Here is an 18,597-nt window from a genome sequence, read left to right as displayed (position 1 = left end):
GATTACCTATTTTTGACTTGGATGGAACGGAAAACGAGTCGCATAACCTTCTTTGTTTTCTTGACGACCACGACCAATACCGATGGCATCCTCTGGAATGTCTTTTGTAATGACAGAACCTGCAGCCAACAAGGCGTTGTCCCCAATAGTTACTGGTGCGATGATGGTTGAGTTAGAGCCAACAAAGGCATTATCTCCAACGGTTGTTTTAAATTTATTTTTACCGTCGTAGTTGACCGTGATGGTACCAGCACCAACGTTAACATTATTGCCAATCGTTGCATTTCCTAGATAGGTCAAATGACCAGACTTCGTTCCTTGACCAAGCGTAGAGGCCTTGATTTCCACAAAGTTTCCAACGTGAACATCTTTTTTCAAAAGACTACCTGGACGAATATGGGCGTATGGTCCCACCGTCACACCTTCTTCAATGACAGATTCTTCAATGTCTGAGTTGCTGATGACGACATCTGCTGCAATTTTCGCATCACGTACACGAGTACCGTTGGTTAAAACAGTACGTTCACCAATCACCGTTTGCCCTTTCAAGACAACGTTGGCTTCGATAACAGCTTCTGCACCAATCTCAACATCAATATCAATATAGGTAGCATCTGGGTTGATAAATGTCACACCATTGACCATGTGTTTTTCATTGATTCGTTTACGCATAACAGCTTCTGCAGTCGCAAGAGCGACGCGATCATTGACACCCAAACTTTCATCAAAATCACGCAAGACATAAGCACCAACCTTCTCGCCTGCCTGACGGAAAATCGAAATAACATCTGTCAGATAGTACTCACCTTGGGCATTGTCCGTATTAATATCTTTAAGCGCTTCAAAAAGACGTTTATTATCAAACAAGTAGGTTCCTGTATTGATTTCTTTCACTTGTTTTTCAAAATCGTTGGCATCTTTTTGCTCCACAATTTTCAAGACTTCGCCGTCTGCATTGCGGATAATCCGACCGTAGCCGAAGGGATTATCAGCCTGGGCAGTCAAAATTGTCGCAACGTTTTTATGGCTGATATGAAAATTGATTAAGTTCTTCAAGCTTTCGCCTGTAATCAGCGGTGTGTCACCTGCAATGACCAGTGTTTGTCCTTCAAGACCTGCCAAGGCTGGTTCAGCCATCATGACCGCATGACCTGTTCCCAACTGTTCAGATTGGAGGGCAAATGCTGATTGACCTTCTAAAACAGCCTGTACCAATTCTGCCTTGTGACCAACAATGGTTACAGTCTTGGCAGGCTCCATGGCATCCACTGCACGTTTGACATGCTCCAACATAGTAATTCCGGCTACCTTGTGTAAAACCTTTGGCAAATCAGACTTCATGCGAGTTCCCTTACCCGCTGCTAGAATAATTGCATAGTTATTGCTCATAAGTATCTCTCTTTTCATTTGTATATGACCCTATTATAGCAAATTTTGTGTTTTTTGGAAAATACCAGAAGTGTGCCGAGTTTTATGTCAAGCAAAAAGGAGCCTGAGCTCCTTAGATTGTTAAGTGAAGACCTCGCAGGCCGTCCTCTCCTGCTTTTTCCGTCAGGGCTTTTAGTTCTTCCCAGACGGGATTTTCTTGGGTTGTAAAACGGAGATTGGTTCCTGGCAAGCTAGCATTGGAAATGGCCTGAACAAAGCCTGACAAACTGGTTGCCAAGGCCACCCCATCCTTACTGGCCACATCTTCCTTGGTCACAAGCAAGGCTGACTGCAATTTCTCCGTCAGTTCTTTACCGATTGTTTCCTCTTTTCCAGACAGAATGGGAGAAAGCTGGTCCAACAAATCAATAGCACGCTGTTTATCCATAGGATCCTCCTTGGTTTTGTTTTTTATATTATTATATCAAAAAACTAGGGACGAACAAGAAAAAACTTACATTTTAGGGTAAACCAATTCAAATTCTTCACAGACGACTAGCATATCTTCTGAGAAGGACAGACCTGCTTCTGCCAGCCAGATAGTGAAAAGCTCTTCATGAACCTGTCTCCAGTGGATTAGACTTTTCTCTCTTATGACAGACAAATCGCCTTCCTGACGGAACTCGCCCTCCTTATAGGCATGCTCTTCCGTCACTTGGGAAAAGGGTGTCACATAGACCTTGGTGGTCTGGATAATGCAAACAGCCTGCCCCTGACCATCGAGAATAATGTCGTAGCCACCAGCTGTTGGGATTTCTTCTCCCTCTACTGCGTAGAGGGCATGGGCAGAGCTGGTTGAGGTTTTGATGCCCTTAGCTACCAAATCAGCCAGTCGATTAGCTTCCGCCCCAAAGGCCCAGGCCTCTGGCTCAGGACCTGCTTGGGGATTGATAGCAAGAAATTCTTGCCAGAGTTGTGTTGGTGTCATGGGTTTTCCTTTCTAGCCTGCCATTCCTCCTTGGTCAGTAAGCTCACGCGTTCAGTACGGATCTCATCAATGAGCGAGAAATAGACATCTTCCAATAGGTATTGGTAAATAAAACCCAGCTTTTCTTGGACACGAAGAGACTTGGTATTGCCTGCAAAAGAACGACACCAGATCTTATCTAAATCCAACTGGTTAAAGCCGTAGTCCAGTAAAACTTGGCCCGCCTCTGGCACCAGTCGCTGTCCCCAAAATCCCTGTCCAAGCCAGTAGCCTAGCTCAGCTTCTGAGTCGGGCAAATCAAGACCACCTTGTTTACCAAGCATGAGCCCGATACTGCCAATCACCTGTCCTGTTTCTTTGAGAACAAGGGCGTAGGTTTCGGGTCGGCTAAGGACTGTCTTGATAATTTCTCGACTTTCTTCCACGCTCTGATGAACAGGCCAACCCGCTGCAGGACCAACTTCCGGATGACTGGCTTGAACAAATAAATCAGTTGCATCTGTTTCACTCCAAGGTCGGAGCAAGAGACGATTAGTTTCAAGAATCATAATCTTCCTTTCTACTTCAAACTCCAGCCGCCGTCGATGGTGATAATCTGGCCTTGCATGGAAGCGAGTTTACCAGTAGCTAGCATAAAGGTCAGCTCTGCGATTTCGCTGGGCTGGGACCAGCGTCCGATAGGTGTCTGGTCTGCCACCCAATCCGCTAGACCACCAGGCTCAAAGTCCTTCTGGGTCATGCCTGTCTGAACGGCACCTGGGGCAATGCCGAAGATCTGGACCTTGTCCTTGGCATAGTCCAGTGCCAACTGCTTGGTAAAACCTGCCAAAGCATGCTTGGAGGCGGTATAGGCTGAGCCTCCTCCACCTGCTAGACTGGAGGCAATGGAGCACATATTGATAATGATGCCGGACTGTCTGTCCACCATTTGCTGCAGATAGGACCGGGTCAGTCTGGTCACCGCGAAAAAATTAACCGCGAAGATACGAGCTAATTCATCCTCCTCAATATCCAGGTGGGGACGGTAATCGTCTAGAATGCCTGCGGTGTTACAGAGGACATCGACTGACTGACACCAAGAAAAGACCGACGATAAATCGCTTGTCAGGTCCAGCTGTAGAAAGTGGAAATCGCCTGCCAAATCAGGCTTGCTAGCCTGGTCAATCCCGAAGACACGCCAGCCATTTTCCAAAAAAATCTTCGCCTGTGCTAGTCCGATACCGCTGGAAACGCCGGTGATGAGGGCTGTCTTAGTCATGGACTTCTACCCAGTCGGTCGCGAGGACATCGCAAGGGGTCGGGCTCCACATGGAGAAACCCTCGCCCTCTCCGGTCACGTTGATGAGGAAATAGGGCGTCGCCTCCAGCTTTTGCCCGTGAACCTCGATGGTGTCAAAGAGCTGGACGTAGTTCTCCGCCCCACCCCAGCCTGTGCGAACGTACTTTTTCTTGGCCTTGAGGCCGGGTAAAATTTCTTCGAATGTCATTTGAAACTCCTTGTTCTTCTATCTTACAATCATTATACCAAAAAATCAGACTACTCTAAAGAGTTGCCTGATTGTATTTCTACCCCATATTCTCCTTTTTCAATAGGAAAAATGTGCCTGAAAGCGTTGATAAAAAGGCAAGACAATCAGCCCTACAAAGCTAAGCCCCCACATCCCCATCAGCAAGTAGGACTTGATTTTTGACCGTTCATAGACTAGGTTCTTTAGGATGAAAAATGCAGAGCTGGGCAGAATAAGGGCAAGGAGCAAATCGCACAGCAAGCCCCGCCATTCTAGAACCATTTCACCAGTCACTCCAAACAAACCTAAGAAAAACCAGCTAATATAGACCAAGGAAATCAATCCTGTTAACCGCAAACCATAGTACCAGCGAATGGGCGGTAGGTCAGACAAGAGTTCATCCGCCATCTGCTTACTGTCTTTGCCTAAAAAATCCTCTGCCGACTGACCGTCTGCTTGGGCATCCAAGACATCTTGGTAGATAGAAAGCAAGAGTTCAGTCGCTCTTTCCTCCTGCTCATGGAAGGCTGATGCCAGTATCAAGTAAGCATGGAGCTTGCGCATATAGGCCTTATTTCCCTTGGCCAACTTCCCCTGTAAGCTGCTAATAGCGTTCAAATTTTTCTGTTGCTTGTTCATCTTACTTCTCCTTCCTCACCAACAAAACCGCAGTTCCAATCCAAAAGGCCATAGCTGGCAGAATGACCAAAACCAGATTGAGCCAAACTGGGACGGTCATGACCATATTCACCACACCGCCAACCATCATGAACAGATAACTAGGCATAAAGACATAGCGGACCAACTTTTCCTTTTGGAAAAATAGCAGAGCTAAACCAAGTAAAGTAAGTGGCACTGCAAGTCCCCAACCAGTCAAGACTAGGTCAGGTTCCTTGGGGATTGCCCAGAGACGAAGTCCACAAATCACGAGAAAAAGAAGGGGGATGCAGAGAAAACTTGCCCAGACCTTGATTTTGCTGGTCTGGTAAATCAGACCGCGAATAATGAGGAAAATCCCTGCTGGCAGGAGGAAACTGAGAGCCGTGTCACACATCAAGCCTAGCCAGTTGAGCGAAATGGTGCCTGTCCCTGCAAAATCCATCAACCATTGGCTACCAAGGTAAATGATGAGCATGAGGCCACTCAGGTTTGCGACTTCCACGAAACCAATCGGAGGAAGGTAGCTGAGTAGGTCGTCCGCCATCTGTTTGCTGTCTTTGCCCAGAAAATCCTCCGCCGAAAGCCCGTCTTTTTGAGCTTCCAGAACATCTTGGTAAATGGATAAAAGCTGGGCAGTCACTGCTTCTTCCTGCCTATGAAAGACAGAGGCAATCATCATATAACCATTGATACGGCCCATGTATTCCTTGTTTTCCTTGGTCAGCTGGCTTTCAATCACTTCAATCTGCTTGCGGTATTCCATTTGTTTGCTCATCTTATTCTCCTTTCAATCGCTGAACCTTTTGGACCAATTCCGTCCACTGGCTCCAAAAATCTTCTAGATAAGCCTTGCCCTGGTCTGTAAGATAAAAATACTTCCTGTCTGGCCCGTCTGGCGAGGGCTTGTTCTGACTAAAAATCAGGCTATTTTTCTCTAACTTCTGGAGCAGAGGATAGACTGTTCCCCCGACCATGTTTTCAAAGCCCTGATTTCTCAATTCCTGAACCAGCTCATAACCATAAATCTCCTTCTGACTGATAATTTGTAAGACACAGCCGTCTAGGACACCTTTGAGCATCTGGGTTTCTTTCATAAGCCCTCCTCTTCCTCTACAAAAAATCCAAACAATAGGCCTGATGCTAACAGGATACCTAAAATCACAATAGAATCCAAGGCCCAGCCTGTTACAATGGCCGTCACAAGCGTGATACCTGCTAGTTTCCAATCTTCTCGTCTCATCTTGTCCAATTTCATCTTTAATCTCCTATCTAGTTTGTAATGCACACTAGTCTTGTAAAAATAAAAGTGATTTTCTTTGTCTTCTATCACTAGTTTGTTTTACCTATTAGCTTTGTATCTATAGTATAACACAAAGCAGCTAGTATGTAAAACAAAATAGTGGAAAATGAGTAAAAAAATCAACACTACTACTCAAAGTTAGCGTCAACATCTCAGCACAGTGATAGATTGCTTCAACAGTCTGGGGAGAGACTGTTGAAGGTGGGAAATAAAACAAACGCAGTTTGTGTCCAAACAATCTGGGAATTTGTTGGAGGTTGGAAATAAAAAGTTGCGGTAGCAACATATCTAAAAACATATAAAAAACTTGGGTTGCCCCAAGTTTAGGAAATAATTTGTTTGTAAGATCGTGTTGTAATGGCATAGACCACTAGGTAGAGGAGGAGATAGCCTCCACAGATGCCTGCTGTCACCTGTAACATAAGCCCTGCATTAACCACGCCGATAGACAAAAGAATGGATGATAGCATCTTGTAGGCAAAGGCAAGATGGACAAAGGCAAGTAGGATAGGTAGGAAAAAGACGGTCAGCAATTGCTTGCGAATGGACTGTCTCGTCTGATCCTCATCCAGACCAACCTTGGTCATAATGACGAAGCGATCTCTGTCTTCATAGCCTTCTGAAATCTGTTTGAAGTAAATCACCAGCACCACCGCCATCAAAAAGATGAGTGATAGCAAGAGGCCGATGAAGAAAAGTGAACCTGCAAAACTGAAGAAACTACGCATCGCATAGGCACGGTAGGCGAGACTGATCGAGTTGGTACCATCTGAAAGAATATTAGAGCTCCACAGTTCGCTTTCAAAGTTTCCAAATACGAAAGCATCATAGCGATCTACCTGCTCTTCTTCTGATAGACTGCTTTCAAAGCCCATATAATAGTGATCCTCAGCTTGATTTTCAAATATCGTCAAATCTTGAACCACAACGATTAAGTATTGTCTGACATTGAAAGACACATGGTCAGGCAGATGCCCCAAGGTCACATTCTTAGGCAAGACTTGAGCAACTTCCATCTCCTTTTCATCAATGGTAAGGGTTTGACCTTTTTGATATTGAACTCCCTTGTTATAAATAGCTATTTGATGTTGAGCTAGTTGGAGTTTTTCTCCCGTCATCTTTTCATAAGTGATTAGGTCAATAATATAACCCACACCCACTTGGTCAGTGAAAGCCAAATCTGAAGCTTCTGCTTTATTCAAAAATTCTACTTGTTTATCCGTAACATTAGAGAAATAAGCCTGCTGGTAATGATAACTAACTTGGTTTTCTACTGGAATCCCTGCTTTTTCCAAGATAGCATCCGCCCACTCCTCCACTTGTGTTTTTGAAGTGGTTGGCTGCATTCCAACATCAATCGAATAATCATTTGGATTCTGGTTGGCGATATAATCTTTACCACCGATGTAAATATTGAGTCCTCCAACCATGGTCACCAAGAACATGCTAGATAGGATGGTAATGGTCGCAAGGCCCAGAGCATTTTTCCGCATACGGAAAATCAAGTTGGATACAGAAATAAAATTCTCAGGCTTGTAGTAATAGGTCTGACGGTTCTTTAACCAGTTTAAGAGACTGATAACACCTGCGTGGAAGAGCAGGTAGGTCCCAAAGATAACCAGAAGAGTCGCTCCAAAGAAACTTGGAATTGCTGTCAGCGGACTGGTCACTAGTTGGGCAATGGCGTAGCCTGCCCCCAGTAAAATAAGAGCTAAAAGAGTTTGCAACCAGAGGAATCCTGTTTTCTTATCCCCACGCTTCTTGCCCTGAACTAGTTTGAGCGAGTCGGTCAAGCCAATTTTCCCAATATTAAAGAGGCTGACCAAGGCAAAAATCCCAAAGAGATAGATGACTACAGTTACCAGACTTTTCAACTGGAAAGTTGAAGCCAAGACCACTGGCATCTGCATGACCTTGAGCAAGAGGGCGTAGAAGAGTTTATCTAGAGCCAAGCCCAGCAACAAGCCTGTCAAAATACTACTGGCTGCGAAAACCAGATTTTCCAAGAAGGTCATCAAGAGGAGGTGTTTTTTCTCCAAGCCTAGAATGCTATAGACACCAAACTCTTTTGACCGCTGCTTCATGACAAAACTATTTGCATAGAAGACCATGATGGCAACTGCCAACATGACCACAATCATACCGAAGCCCAAAACCATGGTTACCCCATTGGCTCCCTTGACCTGACCTAAATCAGGATGAAAGGTAAGAGAAGCAAATATATAGGCTATAGCGGTTGAAACAGTGGTCATTAAGGCATAGGGAAAATAGAGCCTGCGGTTCTTTTTGAGATTGGTCAGAGCCAATCGAACGGTTAGTCCAAACATATTACTCACCTCGATTCGCCATGACTGTCAAGGTATCTGAAATCAGCTGATACATTTCCTGACTAGTTCGTTCACCACGGTAGATTTGATTGTAGAGAATGCCATCCTTGATAAAAAGGACCCGTTTGGCACGACTAGCTGCAGCTGTCGAGTGAGTCACCATCAGAATGGTCTGCCCCTGCTGGTTAATCTGCTCAAAAACATCCAATAAGGTTGCAGATGATTTGGAATCGAGGGCCCCAGTCGGCTCATCTGCCAAAAGGATTTCAGGCTGGGTAATGATGGCACGTGCTACCGCAACCCGTTGCTGCTGACCACCCGAAATCTCGTAGGGCATTTTGTCTTGTAAGGTCGCAATTCCCAGACTATTTAGTGTATGAACCAGTCGCTTGTTCATCTCATCAATCGGATAGCGAGACAAAACCAGAGGCAAGAGCACATTGTCCTTGACCGAGAGGGTATCTAAGAGGTTGAAATCTTGGAAGACAAATCCCAGTTTCTCCCTGCGAAAAGCTGCCGCTTCCTTGCTCTTGATAGCTTGGGTATCCAAACCATTGAGCAGGACCTTGCCCTGCGTTGGCTTATCAAGGGTTGCCAAAATATTGAGCAATGTGGATTTTCCAGAACCAGATTCTCCCATGATGGCGACATACTCACCCTCTTCAACGGCAAAGTGAATATCCTTCAAGGCCTCGACCTGTCCCGCCTTAAAGCGAGAACTATAAATTTTTTGAACGTGTTGCACATCTAAGAGCGTCATCTTACTGCCTCCTTTTCTTTTTCTACCCCCATTCTAGCCCATCCTCCGACAAGCTGCCATAGCCCTAGCTTTCATTTGCGTGACAATTTTGTAAGATTAGTCAAAAATCATCTCCACTTCTTTGATACCGATTCGCACTTCTGTGCCCTGACCCACTTTGGAACTTAGTTTGAGGGAATAGCCCAGCTCCGCAGCGATTTTACGAGAGAGATAAAGTCCCAGACCCGAAGACTGCTGGGTTCTGCGGCCATTGAAACCTGAAAAACCACGCTCAAAAACCCGCTCCAAGTCACTCTCTGCAATCCCAATGCCTGTATCACGAATGACCAACTCATCTCCATCCATAGCAATCGAAATACTTCCCCCCTGACAATATTTGAGGGCGTTGGATAAAATCTGCTCAATCAAGAGACTCAGCCAGCGTTTGTCGGTCTTTACTGTCCTATCCAGCGGTCCCAAGTCCAAGCTGGTACTGGCCTGAATAAAAAAGAGGGAATATTTCTTGACCAAACTTCTGACCAGTTCTGCCAAATTGACGGATTCAATAACCAAATCATCATGGAAGGATTGTAAACGGAGGTAGTTCAAGACCAAACCTGTGTATTGCTCAATCTTGAAGAGTTCTGTTTCTAACTGATGACGGACTGAACTACTGCCTACTTCCTTGGCCAAAAGTTGACTGGCTGCGATAGGCGTTTTCATCTGGTGGGCCCAGAGGGTGTAGTAGTCGTCTAATTCTGTCTGTTCCTGACGTTGTTTTTCCAGCAGGAGCTTGTTTTGGACTTCTAGCCGCTCCACTCTCTCCTGCAAACAACGTTCACTGGCTGTCCCAGTGGCTACTTTCTGACCACGCCAGATTTTTCCAAAGCGGGAAAATTCCCTGACAAAATCCCAGAGGAGGGCAAGGAGCCAACAAATGCTCAGGAGGATGAGAGCATAGCGAGCAAGGTCCCTCTCGATGTCAAAGATGCTACTGATAGCCAAAATGGTCGTGGCAAAAAGACCGTAGCTGGCCAGAAAGATCCAACGATGACGGAGCCAAGTGGGTAAAAATTCTGATACTAGTGGGCTAAAATCATCCTTATTCATGTGTCCACACCAGGCCGTAGCCCACTCCTTTCTTGGTGGCAATCACATCTGGCAAACCCAGTTCTGCCAACTTTTTACGCAGGCGAGCAATGTTAACCGACAGGGTATTGTCATCCACAAAAATATCGCTGTTCCAGAGTTCTCTCATCAGCTCCTCACGACTAACCACTTCCTTGCCATGCTCAAAAAGTACCCGTAATATCTGAAATTCATTTCGCGTCAACTCCTCTACAGCCTGTCCATATGACACCTGCATAGTCTTCAAATCCAAGGAAGCCTCTTCAAACCAGAGTAAACTTTGTTCACCCACGAAATCGTAAGTTCTCCGCAAAAGCCCCTGTATTTTGGCTAGGAGAACCGTCATTTCAAAAGGCTTGGTCACATAGTCATCGGCTCCCATATTGATCGCCATGACAATATCCATGGGCTGATCATGGGAAGACAGAAACATAATGGGCACACGGGATGTCTTGCGAATTTCCTGACACCAGTAATAGCCATTGAAAAAAGGCAGGCCAATATCCAGTAAAATCAAATGGGGCTGAAACTCTTCCATCTGTTCCAAAACCATCTGAAAATCGTTGACCTCTTGCACCTGATAACCCCAGTTTATCAAGTTTTTAGCAACTAGTTGGCTAATCGTTTTATCATCCTCGATAACTAAAATCTTTTGCATCGCTCTCTCCCTTTTTCATATATACTATATATTATAGCCTATAAATCACAAAATGGTCCGATTTTTCTAACAAACAATCTCAAACTAAGATTTGTCAGACCAAGCATATTTCGTTATACTAGATAAAAAAGGAAAGGACTGCTATGCCGAATTTATTAACTTATCTTGAAGAAACTCAATACGATAATTTTTATGATAAACCTATCAATAAGCTAGATATTCTGGCCCTGACCGAGCTTTCCTACCTCCCTTTTGATAATCTGGTTCCCTACTCTTTTACAGCAAATGGTGTACGACTTGATCGGTTGGCAGCGTCCTTTGAAGAGACCTACAAAAATAATTTCCCTCCCTTTTCTATGGTGACCAAAAACCGCCTAGCCTTACTAGGACTTCTAGCCAAATCCAAACGCTTCAAATCTATCAAGGCATTTGGCTTCGTTGACGATTATCAGTTGGAACAGGAAAAGCAGTTTTCAGCAATTAGTTATCGCATTGACCGAAAAACAATTGTGACTTGCTTCAGAGGGACAGATGATACTATTATCGGTTGGAAGGAAGATTTCCACATGACCTATATGGATGAAATTCCTGCCCAACGTGCAGCAAGTGGCTACTTAGAAAAACTTATGATGCAGCAGGGGGGCCATTTTTATCTGGCCGGTCATTCGAAAGGCGGAAATTTAGCCCTCTATGCAGCATGCCAGCAAGCTACAGACCAACAGGATAGAATCCTAGCTATCTATCCCTTTGATTCACCTGGGCTTCATAAAAAACATTTAGATGCCCCTGGCTACAAAAACATCCAAGACCGCATCCACCCTATCATTCCTCAAAATTCTATTGTAGGAATGATGTTGGAAACACCAGAAAATGCTCAAATTGTTCAGAGCAATACCCTCGGCATTCTACAACACATCAGCTTTTCTTGGGAGGTTGACGGAAGCGACTTCAAACTAGCCCCTGCCCTGACCAGCGATAGCCTACAAACAGACCAAGCCTTAAAAACTTGGACGGCTAGTCTAACAGATGATGAATTACGAGACTTCTTCGATTTGTTTTTCGGCATCTTCATCAAAGCAGGTATTGAGCGTTTCAGCGACATAACTGTCAATCCGCTCCAAAAATTACAGGAAATGGACCGATTAAGGAAAGAATTTTCTCCTCAAGAAGCTGAAATGGTGGACAAACTCATTCGGCTCCTCTTTGATACCCGTTATCAAATCTGGAGGGACAATATTAGCACTTCCATTCCAAGCCCTGAAATCTCTCTACCAGATTGGCGGAAACTTTTCCAAAGAAATACAACTGAAAATAAAGAAAACTAGCTCAACCACCTGAGCTAGTTTTCTTTATCAAATCTTCTTAAAAACTGGGATAATTTTTCTAATCCTTTGATTAGAGTTTCTTTTTCACAGGCAAAACCCAGACGGACATAGCCGTCACGTTCAAATCGATTGCCAGGAACTAGAAGAACACCGTGTTCTTGCAAGAGTTGCAAGCAAAAATCTTCCATAGGCATATCCACTGCAATCTTGACAAAGCTAGTGGAAACAACCGCTGGACGGATATAGGAAACGAGGGGTTCCTTCTCAATCCATTGGTCTAGAATAGCTAGATTTCCTTCTAAAATACGCCGATTTCGTTCTAGAATTTCTTGATAATGGGCCAAAGCTAATTGAGCCACCATGTCATCAAAGACACCTGCACAAATCATGGTGTAATCCCGATAATCTCTCAGAATATCGGTTACTTGATGATTGGCTGCCACCCAGCCGACACGAATACCTGGCAGAGAATAGGTCTTAGACAGACTATTAACCGCAATACCCTTGTCATAGACATCAATAATAGACGGCACATCCAGCTCAGAAAAGGAACGATAGACCTCATCCGATAGGATGTAGGCTCCAACCTCCCCAGCAATTTCCACCAATTCTTCCAAATAAGTCCTATCCATGACAGCACCAGTTGGATTATTAGCATTATTGATACAAATCATCTTGGTATTAGGGCGAATGAGCTGACGCAGTTTTACCAAGTCTGGCAACCAGCCATTTTCCTCCTCAATCTGCCACAAATCCACTTCTGCTCCCAAGGACTTTGGAATATCATAGAGTTGTTGGTAACTTGGGTAGAGGGAAATGACATGGTCTCCTGGTTCAATCAAACTATAAAGAACTAACAAGTTGGCCCCTGTTGCCCCATTGGTTTGGAGAATTTGTTCGGGACTGACCTGTTCGTAGAGCTGACTGACAGCTTCTTTAAATGCTGGCGAACCTTCTATCCAGCCATAGTTGAGCTTGGTGCCCTGCAATTTCTCATAAAAATCCTCAGGATTGGTGCCCGACAAAGCAAATAGTTCCTCCAAAGTCAATGAAGAAATGGACACCCCTGCTATATCATAAATCGCGCTGTTTTCATGGACATTCAGCCATTCCTCAACGCCAAAACGTGGTAATTTCATAAGACTTCCTACTTTTATTTATCCTGCTCTTATTGTACCATATTCTTTCAACAATTGTATAAATATGCGGTATATCATAAAAGGAATATTTTTAAAATTGAAAAAGCAGACTTTCTCAAACGAGACTGCCTGCTCTGCTTTTTTCCCTTAAAACTTCCCAAGATTTGTCAAGTCTTTTTTCTCTGGCATGACTTCCTTGTTGTCCCAATGCTCGACAATCTTACCGTCTTTGAGGCGATAGATGTCAAAGTGAGCGTAGTCCCGACCTGCAATCCAAACTTTCGAGTAAGCCACCACATAGTCACCCTGTCCCATCACCTTGAAGACAAAGTCGTAGTTGACTTGATTGTCGACAAGATAGTCCTTATAGGCCGCACCGCCTTGGGCAATCTCTTGGTTGTGCTGAATAAGATCAGCTGCCACATAGTCGTCAAACTTGTCGATTTCCCCATTTTGAAGGACATCGACCAAGAAACGACGGACGATTTTCTTGTTGTCCTCGGTCTTGTCTAGTTCTGTCAACTCAAAGTCTGCGTAGATAGGGTCTGTTTGGCCAATGGTTTTCGGATAGGCATCAATGACATCCCAATGCTCGACGATACGGCCGTTTTCATCTGAACGGAAGATGTCCGCCGTCACCCACTCAGCCTCACCGTCATTGAGTTTCTGGTGTACATGGACGAAGACAAAATTTCCGTCTTCAATGGCACGCACAATGCTGATTTCCCGCTTGGGATTGCGTTTGAAAAAGTCCTCAAAGAAAGCCGCAAAGCCCCCTTTCTCATCAGGTACACCTGTACTGTGCTGGGTGTAAGTAGCACCCATATAGTGCTCATGGACTTCCTTGATTTCCCCGTCGCGAATGCCACGGAGATAGAGATTTTTAGCATTTTCTAGTTGATTAGTCATGATTTTCTCCTATTTTAGTAGATTTTCTTTCTTGAGGTATTCCCTGGCCACCTGCTCTGCTTTTTTCCCTTAAAACTTCCCTAAGTTCGTCAAATCTTTCTTCTCTGGCATGACTTCCTTGTTGTCCCAGTGCTCGACAATCTTTCCGTCTTTGAGGCGGTAGATGTCAAAGTGGGCGTAGTCCTGACCTGCAATCCAGACTTTCGAATAAGCCACCACATAGTCACCCTGTCCCATCACCTTGAAGACAAAGTCGCAGTTGACTTGATTGTCGGCAAGATAGTCCTTATAGGCTGCACCGCCTTGAGCGATTTCCTGGTTGTGCTGAATAAGATTAGCTGCCACATAGTCGTCAAACTTGTCGATTTCCCCATTTTGAAGGACATCGACCAAGAAACGACGGACGATTTTCTTGTTGTCCTCAGTCTTGTCTAGGTCAGTCAACTCAAAGTCTGCGTAAATCGGATCTGTTTGGCCAATGGTTTTTGGATAGGCATCAATGACATCCCAATGCTCGACGATACGACCATTTTCATCCGAACGGAAGATGTCCGCCGTCACCCACTCAGCCTCTCCATCATTGAGTTTCTGGTGGACATGGACAAAGACGAAATTTCCGTCTTCAATGGCACGAACAATATTTATTTCCCGCTTGGGATTGCGTTTGAAAAAGTCCTCAAAGAAAGTCGCAAAGCCCTCCTTCTCATCTGGTACACCTGTACTATGCTGGGTGTAAGTAGCACCCATGTAATGCTCATGGACTTCCTTGATTTCCCCGTCACGAATGCCACGGAGGTAAAGATTTTTAGCATTTTCTAGTTGATTAGTCATGATTTTCTCCTATTTTAGTAGATTTTCTTTCTCGAGGTATTCCCTCGCCACTTGCTCTGCCGACTTGCCTTCCACATCGACCGCATAGTTCATCTGAGTCATTTCCTCGGTCGATATTTTACCCGCCAAAGCCTCCAAAACTTGCTCCAACTCGGGATATTTGTCTAAGGTTTCTTTGGTCAATAGCGGAGCGGCCTGATAGGGTGGGAAAAGCTCTTTGTCGTCTTCCAGGATTTTCAGCTTGTAAGAAACAATCTTGCTATCCGTTGAGTAGGCATCAACTAGCTGCACATCTCCATTTTTAATGGCTTCGTAGCGAAGGGCAGGCTCCATGGTTTTAACATCGAGATTGAGCCCATAGAGATTAGTCAGACCGACATTCCCGTCCTCACGGTCATTAAACTCCAAAGAGAAGCCTGCGACAGCTGTCTGCTGCACTTTTGCCAAATCCGAAATCTTCTCAAGAGCATTTTTTTGAGCATAGTCTTCCGTCACAGCCAAAGCATAGGTATTCTGGAAGGCCATTGGTGCCAAATACATCAGACCATCCTGTTCCAAAATCGCTTCTTTTGCGTAGGTATAAACCTCCTCAGGATTGTTGGACAGGTCAGACGGTGGACTAGTCAAAAGAGTGGTCGTAATAGTACCAGTGTACTCAGGGTAAATATCAATCGAGCCAGACTTGAGGGCTTCATAGAGGAAGCTGGTCTTGCCAAAGTTTGGCTCCAGCTCCACCTCGATATCCGTCTGGTCTTCAATCAAAAGCTTATACATATTGATGAGGATTTCAGGCTCTGCCCCTAGTTTCCCAGCGATGACTAGCTTTTTCGATGAAGACTGGCTGAGCGGAACATAGCTAGCTCCGACTGCCAAAAGTGTCACTAAGAGAGCCGCCAGAATGGTACGAGGCTTCTTGTCCTGCAAGAACTTGATGACTGAGCCAAAGAAGACTGCCAAGACTGCCGACGACACCGCACCAATCAAAATCAGAGCCGAATCATTGCGGTCGATTCCCAAGAGGATAAAAGAGCCCAAACCGCCCGCACCGACCAAGGCAGCAAGCGTTGCCGTTCCAATAATCATAATGGAAGCCGTCCGAATACCAGACATAAGAATAGGCATGGCCAGAGCCAACTGAAACTTATGCAGTTTTTCTAGCTTGGTCATCCCAAAAGCCGTCGCAGCCTCTTCCAGCGAGGGATCGATTTCCGAAAGTCCGGTCAAAGTTCCCTGCAAAATGGGGAAAATGGCATAAATAACCAGAGCCACCACCGCAGGCAGCGTTCCGATACCCATAAAGGGAATGAAGAGCCCCAGAAGTGCCAAGGAGGGAATGGTCTGGAAAACGCCTGTCATCTGCAAGCTCCACTCGGTCAACTTTTTCTTGTTAGACAAGACCAAGCCAAGCGGCACCGCAATGGCAATAGCAATAATCAAGGCCAGAAGGGAAATCCGCAGGTGCTCAAAGAGGGCTGTCAGCCAGTCCGCCTTACGTTCCAGAAAGGTTGTTACCAACTGATCCATTAGGCACCTCCCCGATTTTTCATAAATTCAACAACAAAGTCATTAGCAGGCTGGTTGCGAAGCTCATCAGGCGTGCCCAACTGGACTACCTCACCTGCCTTCATCAAACAGATACGGTCTGCCAGCTTAACCGCTTCGTCCATATCATGCGTGACGAAAACCGTTGTCATCTTGAACTCTTCATGCAAGTCTTTGATTAAGTCCTGCAACTGCCCTTTACTAATAGGGTCTAGGGCTGAGAAAGGCTCATCCATCAGCAAGACCTTGGGATTGGCAATAATCGCTCGCAGAATCCCAATCCGCTGTTTTTCTCCTCCAGATAAGTCCTTGGGCAAACGGTCCAGGTAACTGTCTGGATCCAAGCCTACCTTGGTCAAGAGTTCCCTGGTTTTGGCTAAGATTTCAGTCTTGTTCAAGCCCTTCATCTCAGGAATAAGAGCGATATTTTCAGCCACTGTCATATTTGGAAATAAAGCAATCTGTTGCAGGACGTAGCCAGTTTCCAAGCGTAGCTCACGTAGGTCAAAGTCTTTCAGCCGCTTGCCCTGAATCCGAATATCTCCGTCTGTCTGCTCAATCAGGCGATTGATCAGTTTCAACGTCGTTGTTTTTCCGCTACCGCTTGGCCCAATCAGGACAAAGAATTCTCCCTCTTGAATGTCAAAGGTCAAATTCTTCAAGATTGGCCCGCTGACCTGACAGGTCAAGGACACATTTTGGTACTCAATCATTCGTTTCTCCTCCTAAAATTTCCGTCAGGACCTGCCCATAGCGACCAAAGAGGTCTAATAACTGCTCCTGTTCTTCCAAGCTGAACTGGGACAGGGCTGTTTTTTCCGCTTCTTCCAAGGGGTCCAAAATCCGACTGGCAAAGACACGGCCTTCCTCGGTCAATTTGACCTTCTTATGCCGTTTGTCTGCTGGATTTTCCTCAAAAAAGACATAGCCCTTGTCCAGAAATTTCTTAATGGTGGCATTGACCACCTGCTTACTAGAGTAAGTCTTCTTACTGATCCAATTCTGCGTCACACCTCTGGATATATAATAAATAAACATCAAAATGGATAAGGACTTGCTGTTTAGCCCATGCCTCCTTGCATAGTCCTCATATAGACCATCCTGATTGTAAAAAATCCGAGCAAGTATCTTACTCCGCTGTCTCAATTCTGTCATCATCTTCCTCCCTATTGAGCACAATCACCTTGCCAAAAGCCTCCGCCCCCTCTAAATAGCGGTGAGCCTCCTGTATGGTATCCAAACTAAAAATCTTCTCAGGCCCAACCGGCACCTGATAATGAGCCAGGTAGTCAAACATCTCCTGCAACTTGTCCTGATTGACATTGCCCGAATAAAAAGTAGTCAAATAGACATTCTGCCGCAACTGCTCAATGGGGTCAAAGTCCTCCAGATACCACTTACCACCCAGCTGCCCTGTCGAGCAGACAATGCCGCCCTCCTCCAGATGAGCTAGGGAATCCGCTAGAGTAGCAGGACCAACCAGCTCAAGAATCTTGCTGAAGGTCAAATCCGTCTGCAATCGCCCCTCTTTTTCGAGGATGACTTGGCTGAAACCAGAGGACAACAGTTGATCGGTCTTTTCTAGCTTGCGGACAGAAGCGCAGATAGGCAGGTCTGGAAACTGGCTCCGCACTAATTTGACAAAGGCCTGTCCAACCCCGCTAGCCCCCGCCCGCACCAAGATTCGATCTAACGCTTCCAGCTTGAGATTTTTCATGGAACCGTAGGCAGTGTAGTAGGTTTCAGGGACGCTAGCTAGCTCCGCCCAGCCCAAATCGGTCTGGACAGGATAGAGGATTTGATTAGGCACCAGGGCGTACTCTGCATAGCCACCGTCAAAGGCCCGACCCAGCTCGCCCATGATGGATACAACCTTTTGCCCGACTGGTAACCTGTCTGGCTCTGTCGTTTCCTTAACGACACCAACCAATTCAATCCCTAAAATCCGTGGAAATACTACACTTGGTGACAGACCCTGTCTAGTAAAAATCTCCGAATGATTGATACCAAATCCCTTAATCTTTACCAAGGACCAACCTGTTTTCACCTGCGGTTTGGCAACTTCTTTTACTTCCAAAACCTCTGGCCCACCAGCCTGTGATACGACAACAGCCTTCATAGGAACTTCCTTTCATTAGTCAAACTTTTTTACTATTATAACAGAAAAAGAAAGAT

Annotated in this window: 22 protein-coding genes; 1 reads left to right on the top strand and 21 read right to left on the bottom strand. The window is 45.3% G+C overall.

Going from position 1 to position 18,597, the window contains the following annotated elements; all coding sequences use genetic code 11:
• Positions 1-6: 6 nt before the first annotated feature.
• The 14 genes from glmU to P7J49_RS05140 all read right to left on the bottom strand — a co-directional run bounded on the left by glmU (position 7) and on the right by P7J49_RS05140 (position 10,676).
• A complete protein-coding gene (gene glmU / locus P7J49_RS05205; protein WP_408569788.1) occupies positions 7-1,389 on the bottom strand; it encodes a bifunctional UDP-N-acetylglucosamine diphosphorylase/glucosamine-1-phosphate N-acetyltransferase GlmU in 1,383 nt (460 codons plus the stop codon).
• A gap of 112 nt (positions 1,390-1,501) precedes the next feature.
• Positions 1,502-1,816 (bottom strand): hypothetical protein, encoded by a 315-nt coding sequence (locus P7J49_RS05200; RefSeq protein WP_408569786.1) that lies wholly within the window; start codon positions 1,814-1,816, stop codon positions 1,502-1,504.
• 66 nt (positions 1,817-1,882) lie between these two features.
• Positions 1,883-2,356 (bottom strand): ASCH domain-containing protein, encoded by a 474-nt coding sequence (locus P7J49_RS05195; protein ID WP_408569784.1) that lies wholly within the window; start codon positions 2,354-2,356, stop codon positions 1,883-1,885.
• Complete coding sequence (locus tag P7J49_RS05190) at positions 2,353-2,904, bottom strand: GNAT family N-acetyltransferase (RefSeq protein ID WP_408569782.1); 552 nt, start codon at positions 2,902-2,904, stop codon at positions 2,353-2,355. The genes P7J49_RS05195 and P7J49_RS05190 overlap by 4 nt, the downstream gene beginning before the upstream one ends.
• An 11-nt stretch (positions 2,905-2,915) precedes the next feature.
• Positions 2,916-3,614 (bottom strand): 3-oxoacyl-ACP reductase, encoded by a 699-nt coding sequence (locus P7J49_RS05185; protein WP_408569780.1) that lies wholly within the window; start codon positions 3,612-3,614, stop codon positions 2,916-2,918.
• Positions 3,607-3,843, bottom strand: coding sequence for a DUF2829 domain-containing protein (locus P7J49_RS05180; RefSeq protein WP_004194840.1), 237 nt, complete (start codon positions 3,841-3,843; stop codon positions 3,607-3,609). The genes P7J49_RS05185 and P7J49_RS05180 overlap by 8 nt, the downstream gene beginning before the upstream one ends.
• 99 nt (positions 3,844-3,942) lie before the next feature.
• Positions 3,943-4,503 (bottom strand): hypothetical protein, encoded by a 561-nt coding sequence (locus P7J49_RS05175; RefSeq protein ID WP_408569779.1) that lies wholly within the window; start codon positions 4,501-4,503, stop codon positions 3,943-3,945.
• 1 nt (position 4,504) lies between these two features.
• The gene (locus P7J49_RS05170; RefSeq protein ID WP_408569777.1) at positions 4,505-5,299 is read right to left on the bottom strand and encodes a hypothetical protein; all 795 of its coding nucleotides are present in this window, start codon (positions 5,297-5,299) and stop codon (positions 4,505-4,507) included.
• Position 5,300: 1 nt separating this feature from the next.
• Positions 5,301-5,618, bottom strand: coding sequence for a PadR family transcriptional regulator (locus P7J49_RS05165; protein ID WP_024384973.1), 318 nt, complete (start codon positions 5,616-5,618; stop codon positions 5,301-5,303).
• Entirely contained in the window at positions 5,615-5,779 is a 165-nt protein-coding gene (locus tag P7J49_RS05160) for a hypothetical protein (RefSeq protein WP_408569775.1), read from the bottom strand. The genes P7J49_RS05165 and P7J49_RS05160 overlap by 4 nt, the downstream gene beginning before the upstream one ends.
• A gap of 368 nt (positions 5,780-6,147) precedes the next feature.
• A complete protein-coding gene (locus P7J49_RS05155; RefSeq protein WP_408569773.1) occupies positions 6,148-8,151 on the bottom strand; it encodes an ABC transporter permease in 2,004 nt (667 codons plus the stop codon).
• A 1-nt stretch (position 8,152) separates the two neighbouring features.
• The gene (locus P7J49_RS05150) at positions 8,153-8,911 is read right to left on the bottom strand and encodes an ABC transporter ATP-binding protein (protein ID WP_408554450.1); all 759 of its coding nucleotides are present in this window, start codon (positions 8,909-8,911) and stop codon (positions 8,153-8,155) included.
• 96 nt (positions 8,912-9,007) lie between these two features.
• Positions 9,008-10,000 (bottom strand): sensor histidine kinase, encoded by a 993-nt coding sequence (locus P7J49_RS05145; RefSeq protein WP_408569771.1) that lies wholly within the window; start codon positions 9,998-10,000, stop codon positions 9,008-9,010.
• Positions 9,993-10,676 (bottom strand): response regulator transcription factor, encoded by a 684-nt coding sequence (locus tag P7J49_RS05140; protein WP_408569769.1) that lies wholly within the window; start codon positions 10,674-10,676, stop codon positions 9,993-9,995. Before P7J49_RS05140 ends, P7J49_RS05145 begins: the two co-directional genes overlap by 8 nt.
• A gap of 143 nt (positions 10,677-10,819) precedes the next feature.
• On the opposite strand from P7J49_RS05140, the gene P7J49_RS05135 reads away from it, so the two are divergent.
• Positions 10,820-12,001, top strand: a complete 1,182-nt coding sequence (locus tag P7J49_RS05135; RefSeq protein ID WP_408569095.1) for a DUF2974 domain-containing protein — start codon at positions 10,820-10,822, stop codon at positions 11,999-12,001.
• A gap of 14 nt (positions 12,002-12,015) precedes the next feature.
• On the opposite strand, the gene P7J49_RS05130 is transcribed toward P7J49_RS05135, so the two are convergent.
• The 7 genes from P7J49_RS05130 to P7J49_RS05100 all read right to left on the bottom strand — a co-directional run bounded on the left by P7J49_RS05130 (position 12,016) and on the right by P7J49_RS05100 (position 18,541).
• Positions 12,016-13,140 (bottom strand): aminotransferase, encoded by a 1,125-nt coding sequence (locus P7J49_RS05130; protein ID WP_099776460.1) that lies wholly within the window; start codon positions 13,138-13,140, stop codon positions 12,016-12,018.
• A 147-nt stretch (positions 13,141-13,287) separates the two neighbouring features.
• Positions 13,288-14,049, bottom strand: a complete 762-nt coding sequence (locus P7J49_RS05125) for a nuclear transport factor 2 family protein (protein WP_408569766.1) — start codon at positions 14,047-14,049, stop codon at positions 13,288-13,290.
• Positions 14,050-14,118: 69 nt separating this feature from the next.
• Positions 14,119-14,880, bottom strand: coding sequence for a nuclear transport factor 2 family protein (locus P7J49_RS05120; protein ID WP_099809683.1), 762 nt, complete (start codon positions 14,878-14,880; stop codon positions 14,119-14,121).
• A gap of 9 nt (positions 14,881-14,889) precedes the next feature.
• A complete protein-coding gene (locus tag P7J49_RS05115; RefSeq protein ID WP_408569764.1) occupies positions 14,890-16,404 on the bottom strand; it encodes an ABC transporter permease/substrate-binding protein in 1,515 nt (504 codons plus the stop codon).
• On the bottom strand, positions 16,404-17,135 hold the full coding sequence (locus P7J49_RS05110) for an ABC transporter ATP-binding protein (protein ID WP_099809685.1): 732 nt from the start codon (positions 17,133-17,135) through the stop codon (positions 16,404-16,406). The genes P7J49_RS05115 and P7J49_RS05110 overlap by 1 nt, the downstream gene beginning before the upstream one ends.
• Positions 17,128-17,577 carry a MarR family winged helix-turn-helix transcriptional regulator gene (locus P7J49_RS05105; protein ID WP_099809686.1) on the bottom strand — a complete coding sequence of 150 codons (450 nt, stop codon included), beginning with the start codon at positions 17,575-17,577 and terminating at the stop codon, positions 17,128-17,130. The genes P7J49_RS05110 and P7J49_RS05105 overlap by 8 nt, the downstream gene beginning before the upstream one ends.
• On the bottom strand, positions 17,552-18,541 hold the full coding sequence (locus tag P7J49_RS05100) for a zinc-binding dehydrogenase (RefSeq protein ID WP_408569762.1): 990 nt from the start codon (positions 18,539-18,541) through the stop codon (positions 17,552-17,554). The genes P7J49_RS05105 and P7J49_RS05100 overlap by 26 nt, the downstream gene beginning before the upstream one ends.
• Between the last annotated feature and the right edge of the window lie 56 nt (positions 18,542-18,597).

The sequence above is a fragment of the Streptococcus suis genome (assembly GCF_046032515.1).
Lineage (GTDB): Bacteria > Bacillota > Bacilli > Lactobacillales > Streptococcaceae > Streptococcus > Streptococcus suis_AL.
This window is presented reverse-complemented; position numbering and strand designations above follow the sequence as displayed.

What these genes read in the sequence shown, in the direction of transcription:
- glmU (WP_408569788.1), bottom strand. Translation starts at nt 1,389, where the DNA reads ATGAGCAATAACTATGCAATTATTCTAGCAGCGGGTAAGGGAACTCGC.
- P7J49_RS05200 (WP_408569786.1), bottom strand. Translation starts at nt 1,816, where the DNA reads ATGGATAAACAGCGTGCTATTGATTTGTTGGACCAGCTTTCTCCCATT.
- P7J49_RS05195 (WP_408569784.1), bottom strand. Translation starts at nt 2,356, where the DNA reads ATGACACCAACACAACTCTGGCAAGAATTTCTTGCTATCAATCCCCAA.
- P7J49_RS05190 (WP_408569782.1), bottom strand. Translation starts at nt 2,904, where the DNA reads ATGATTCTTGAAACTAATCGTCTCTTGCTCCGACCTTGGAGTGAAACA.
- P7J49_RS05185 (WP_408569780.1), bottom strand. Translation starts at nt 3,614, where the DNA reads ATGACTAAGACAGCCCTCATCACCGGCGTTTCCAGCGGTATCGGACTA.
- P7J49_RS05180 (WP_004194840.1), bottom strand. Translation starts at nt 3,843, where the DNA reads ATGACATTCGAAGAAATTTTACCCGGCCTCAAGGCCAAGAAAAAGTAC.
- P7J49_RS05175 (WP_408569779.1), bottom strand. Translation starts at nt 4,503, where the DNA reads ATGAACAAGCAACAGAAAAATTTGAACGCTATTAGCAGCTTACAGGGG.
- P7J49_RS05170 (WP_408569777.1), bottom strand. Translation starts at nt 5,299, where the DNA reads ATGAGCAAACAAATGGAATACCGCAAGCAGATTGAAGTGATTGAAAGC.
- P7J49_RS05165 (WP_024384973.1), bottom strand. Translation starts at nt 5,618, where the DNA reads ATGAAAGAAACCCAGATGCTCAAAGGTGTCCTAGACGGCTGTGTCTTA.
- P7J49_RS05160 (WP_408569775.1), bottom strand. Translation starts at nt 5,779, where the DNA reads ATGAAATTGGACAAGATGAGACGAGAAGATTGGAAACTAGCAGGTATC.
- P7J49_RS05155 (WP_408569773.1), bottom strand. Translation starts at nt 8,151, where the DNA reads ATGTTTGGACTAACCGTTCGATTGGCTCTGACCAATCTCAAAAAGAAC.
- P7J49_RS05150 (WP_408554450.1), bottom strand. Translation starts at nt 8,911, where the DNA reads ATGACGCTCTTAGATGTGCAACACGTTCAAAAAATTTATAGTTCTCGC.
- P7J49_RS05145 (WP_408569771.1), bottom strand. Translation starts at nt 10,000, where the DNA reads ATGAATAAGGATGATTTTAGCCCACTAGTATCAGAATTTTTACCCACT.
- P7J49_RS05140 (WP_408569769.1), bottom strand. Translation starts at nt 10,676, where the DNA reads ATGCAAAAGATTTTAGTTATCGAGGATGATAAAACGATTAGCCAACTA.
- P7J49_RS05135 (WP_408569095.1), top strand. Translation starts at nt 10,820, where the DNA reads ATGCCGAATTTATTAACTTATCTTGAAGAAACTCAATACGATAATTTT.
- P7J49_RS05130 (WP_099776460.1), bottom strand. Translation starts at nt 13,140, where the DNA reads ATGAAATTACCACGTTTTGGCGTTGAGGAATGGCTGAATGTCCATGAA.
- P7J49_RS05125 (WP_408569766.1), bottom strand. Translation starts at nt 14,049, where the DNA reads ATGACTAATCAACTAGAAAATGCTAAAAATCTCTATCTCCGTGGCATT.
- P7J49_RS05120 (WP_099809683.1), bottom strand. Translation starts at nt 14,880, where the DNA reads ATGACTAATCAACTAGAAAATGCTAAAAATCTTTACCTCCGTGGCATT.
- P7J49_RS05115 (WP_408569764.1), bottom strand. Translation starts at nt 16,404, where the DNA reads ATGGATCAGTTGGTAACAACCTTTCTGGAACGTAAGGCGGACTGGCTG.
- P7J49_RS05110 (WP_099809685.1), bottom strand. Translation starts at nt 17,135, where the DNA reads ATGATTGAGTACCAAAATGTGTCCTTGACCTGTCAGGTCAGCGGGCCA.
- P7J49_RS05105 (WP_099809686.1), bottom strand. Translation starts at nt 17,577, where the DNA reads ATGACAGAATTGAGACAGCGGAGTAAGATACTTGCTCGGATTTTTTAC.
- P7J49_RS05100 (WP_408569762.1), bottom strand. Translation starts at nt 18,541, where the DNA reads ATGAAGGCTGTTGTCGTATCACAGGCTGGTGGGCCAGAGGTTTTGGAA.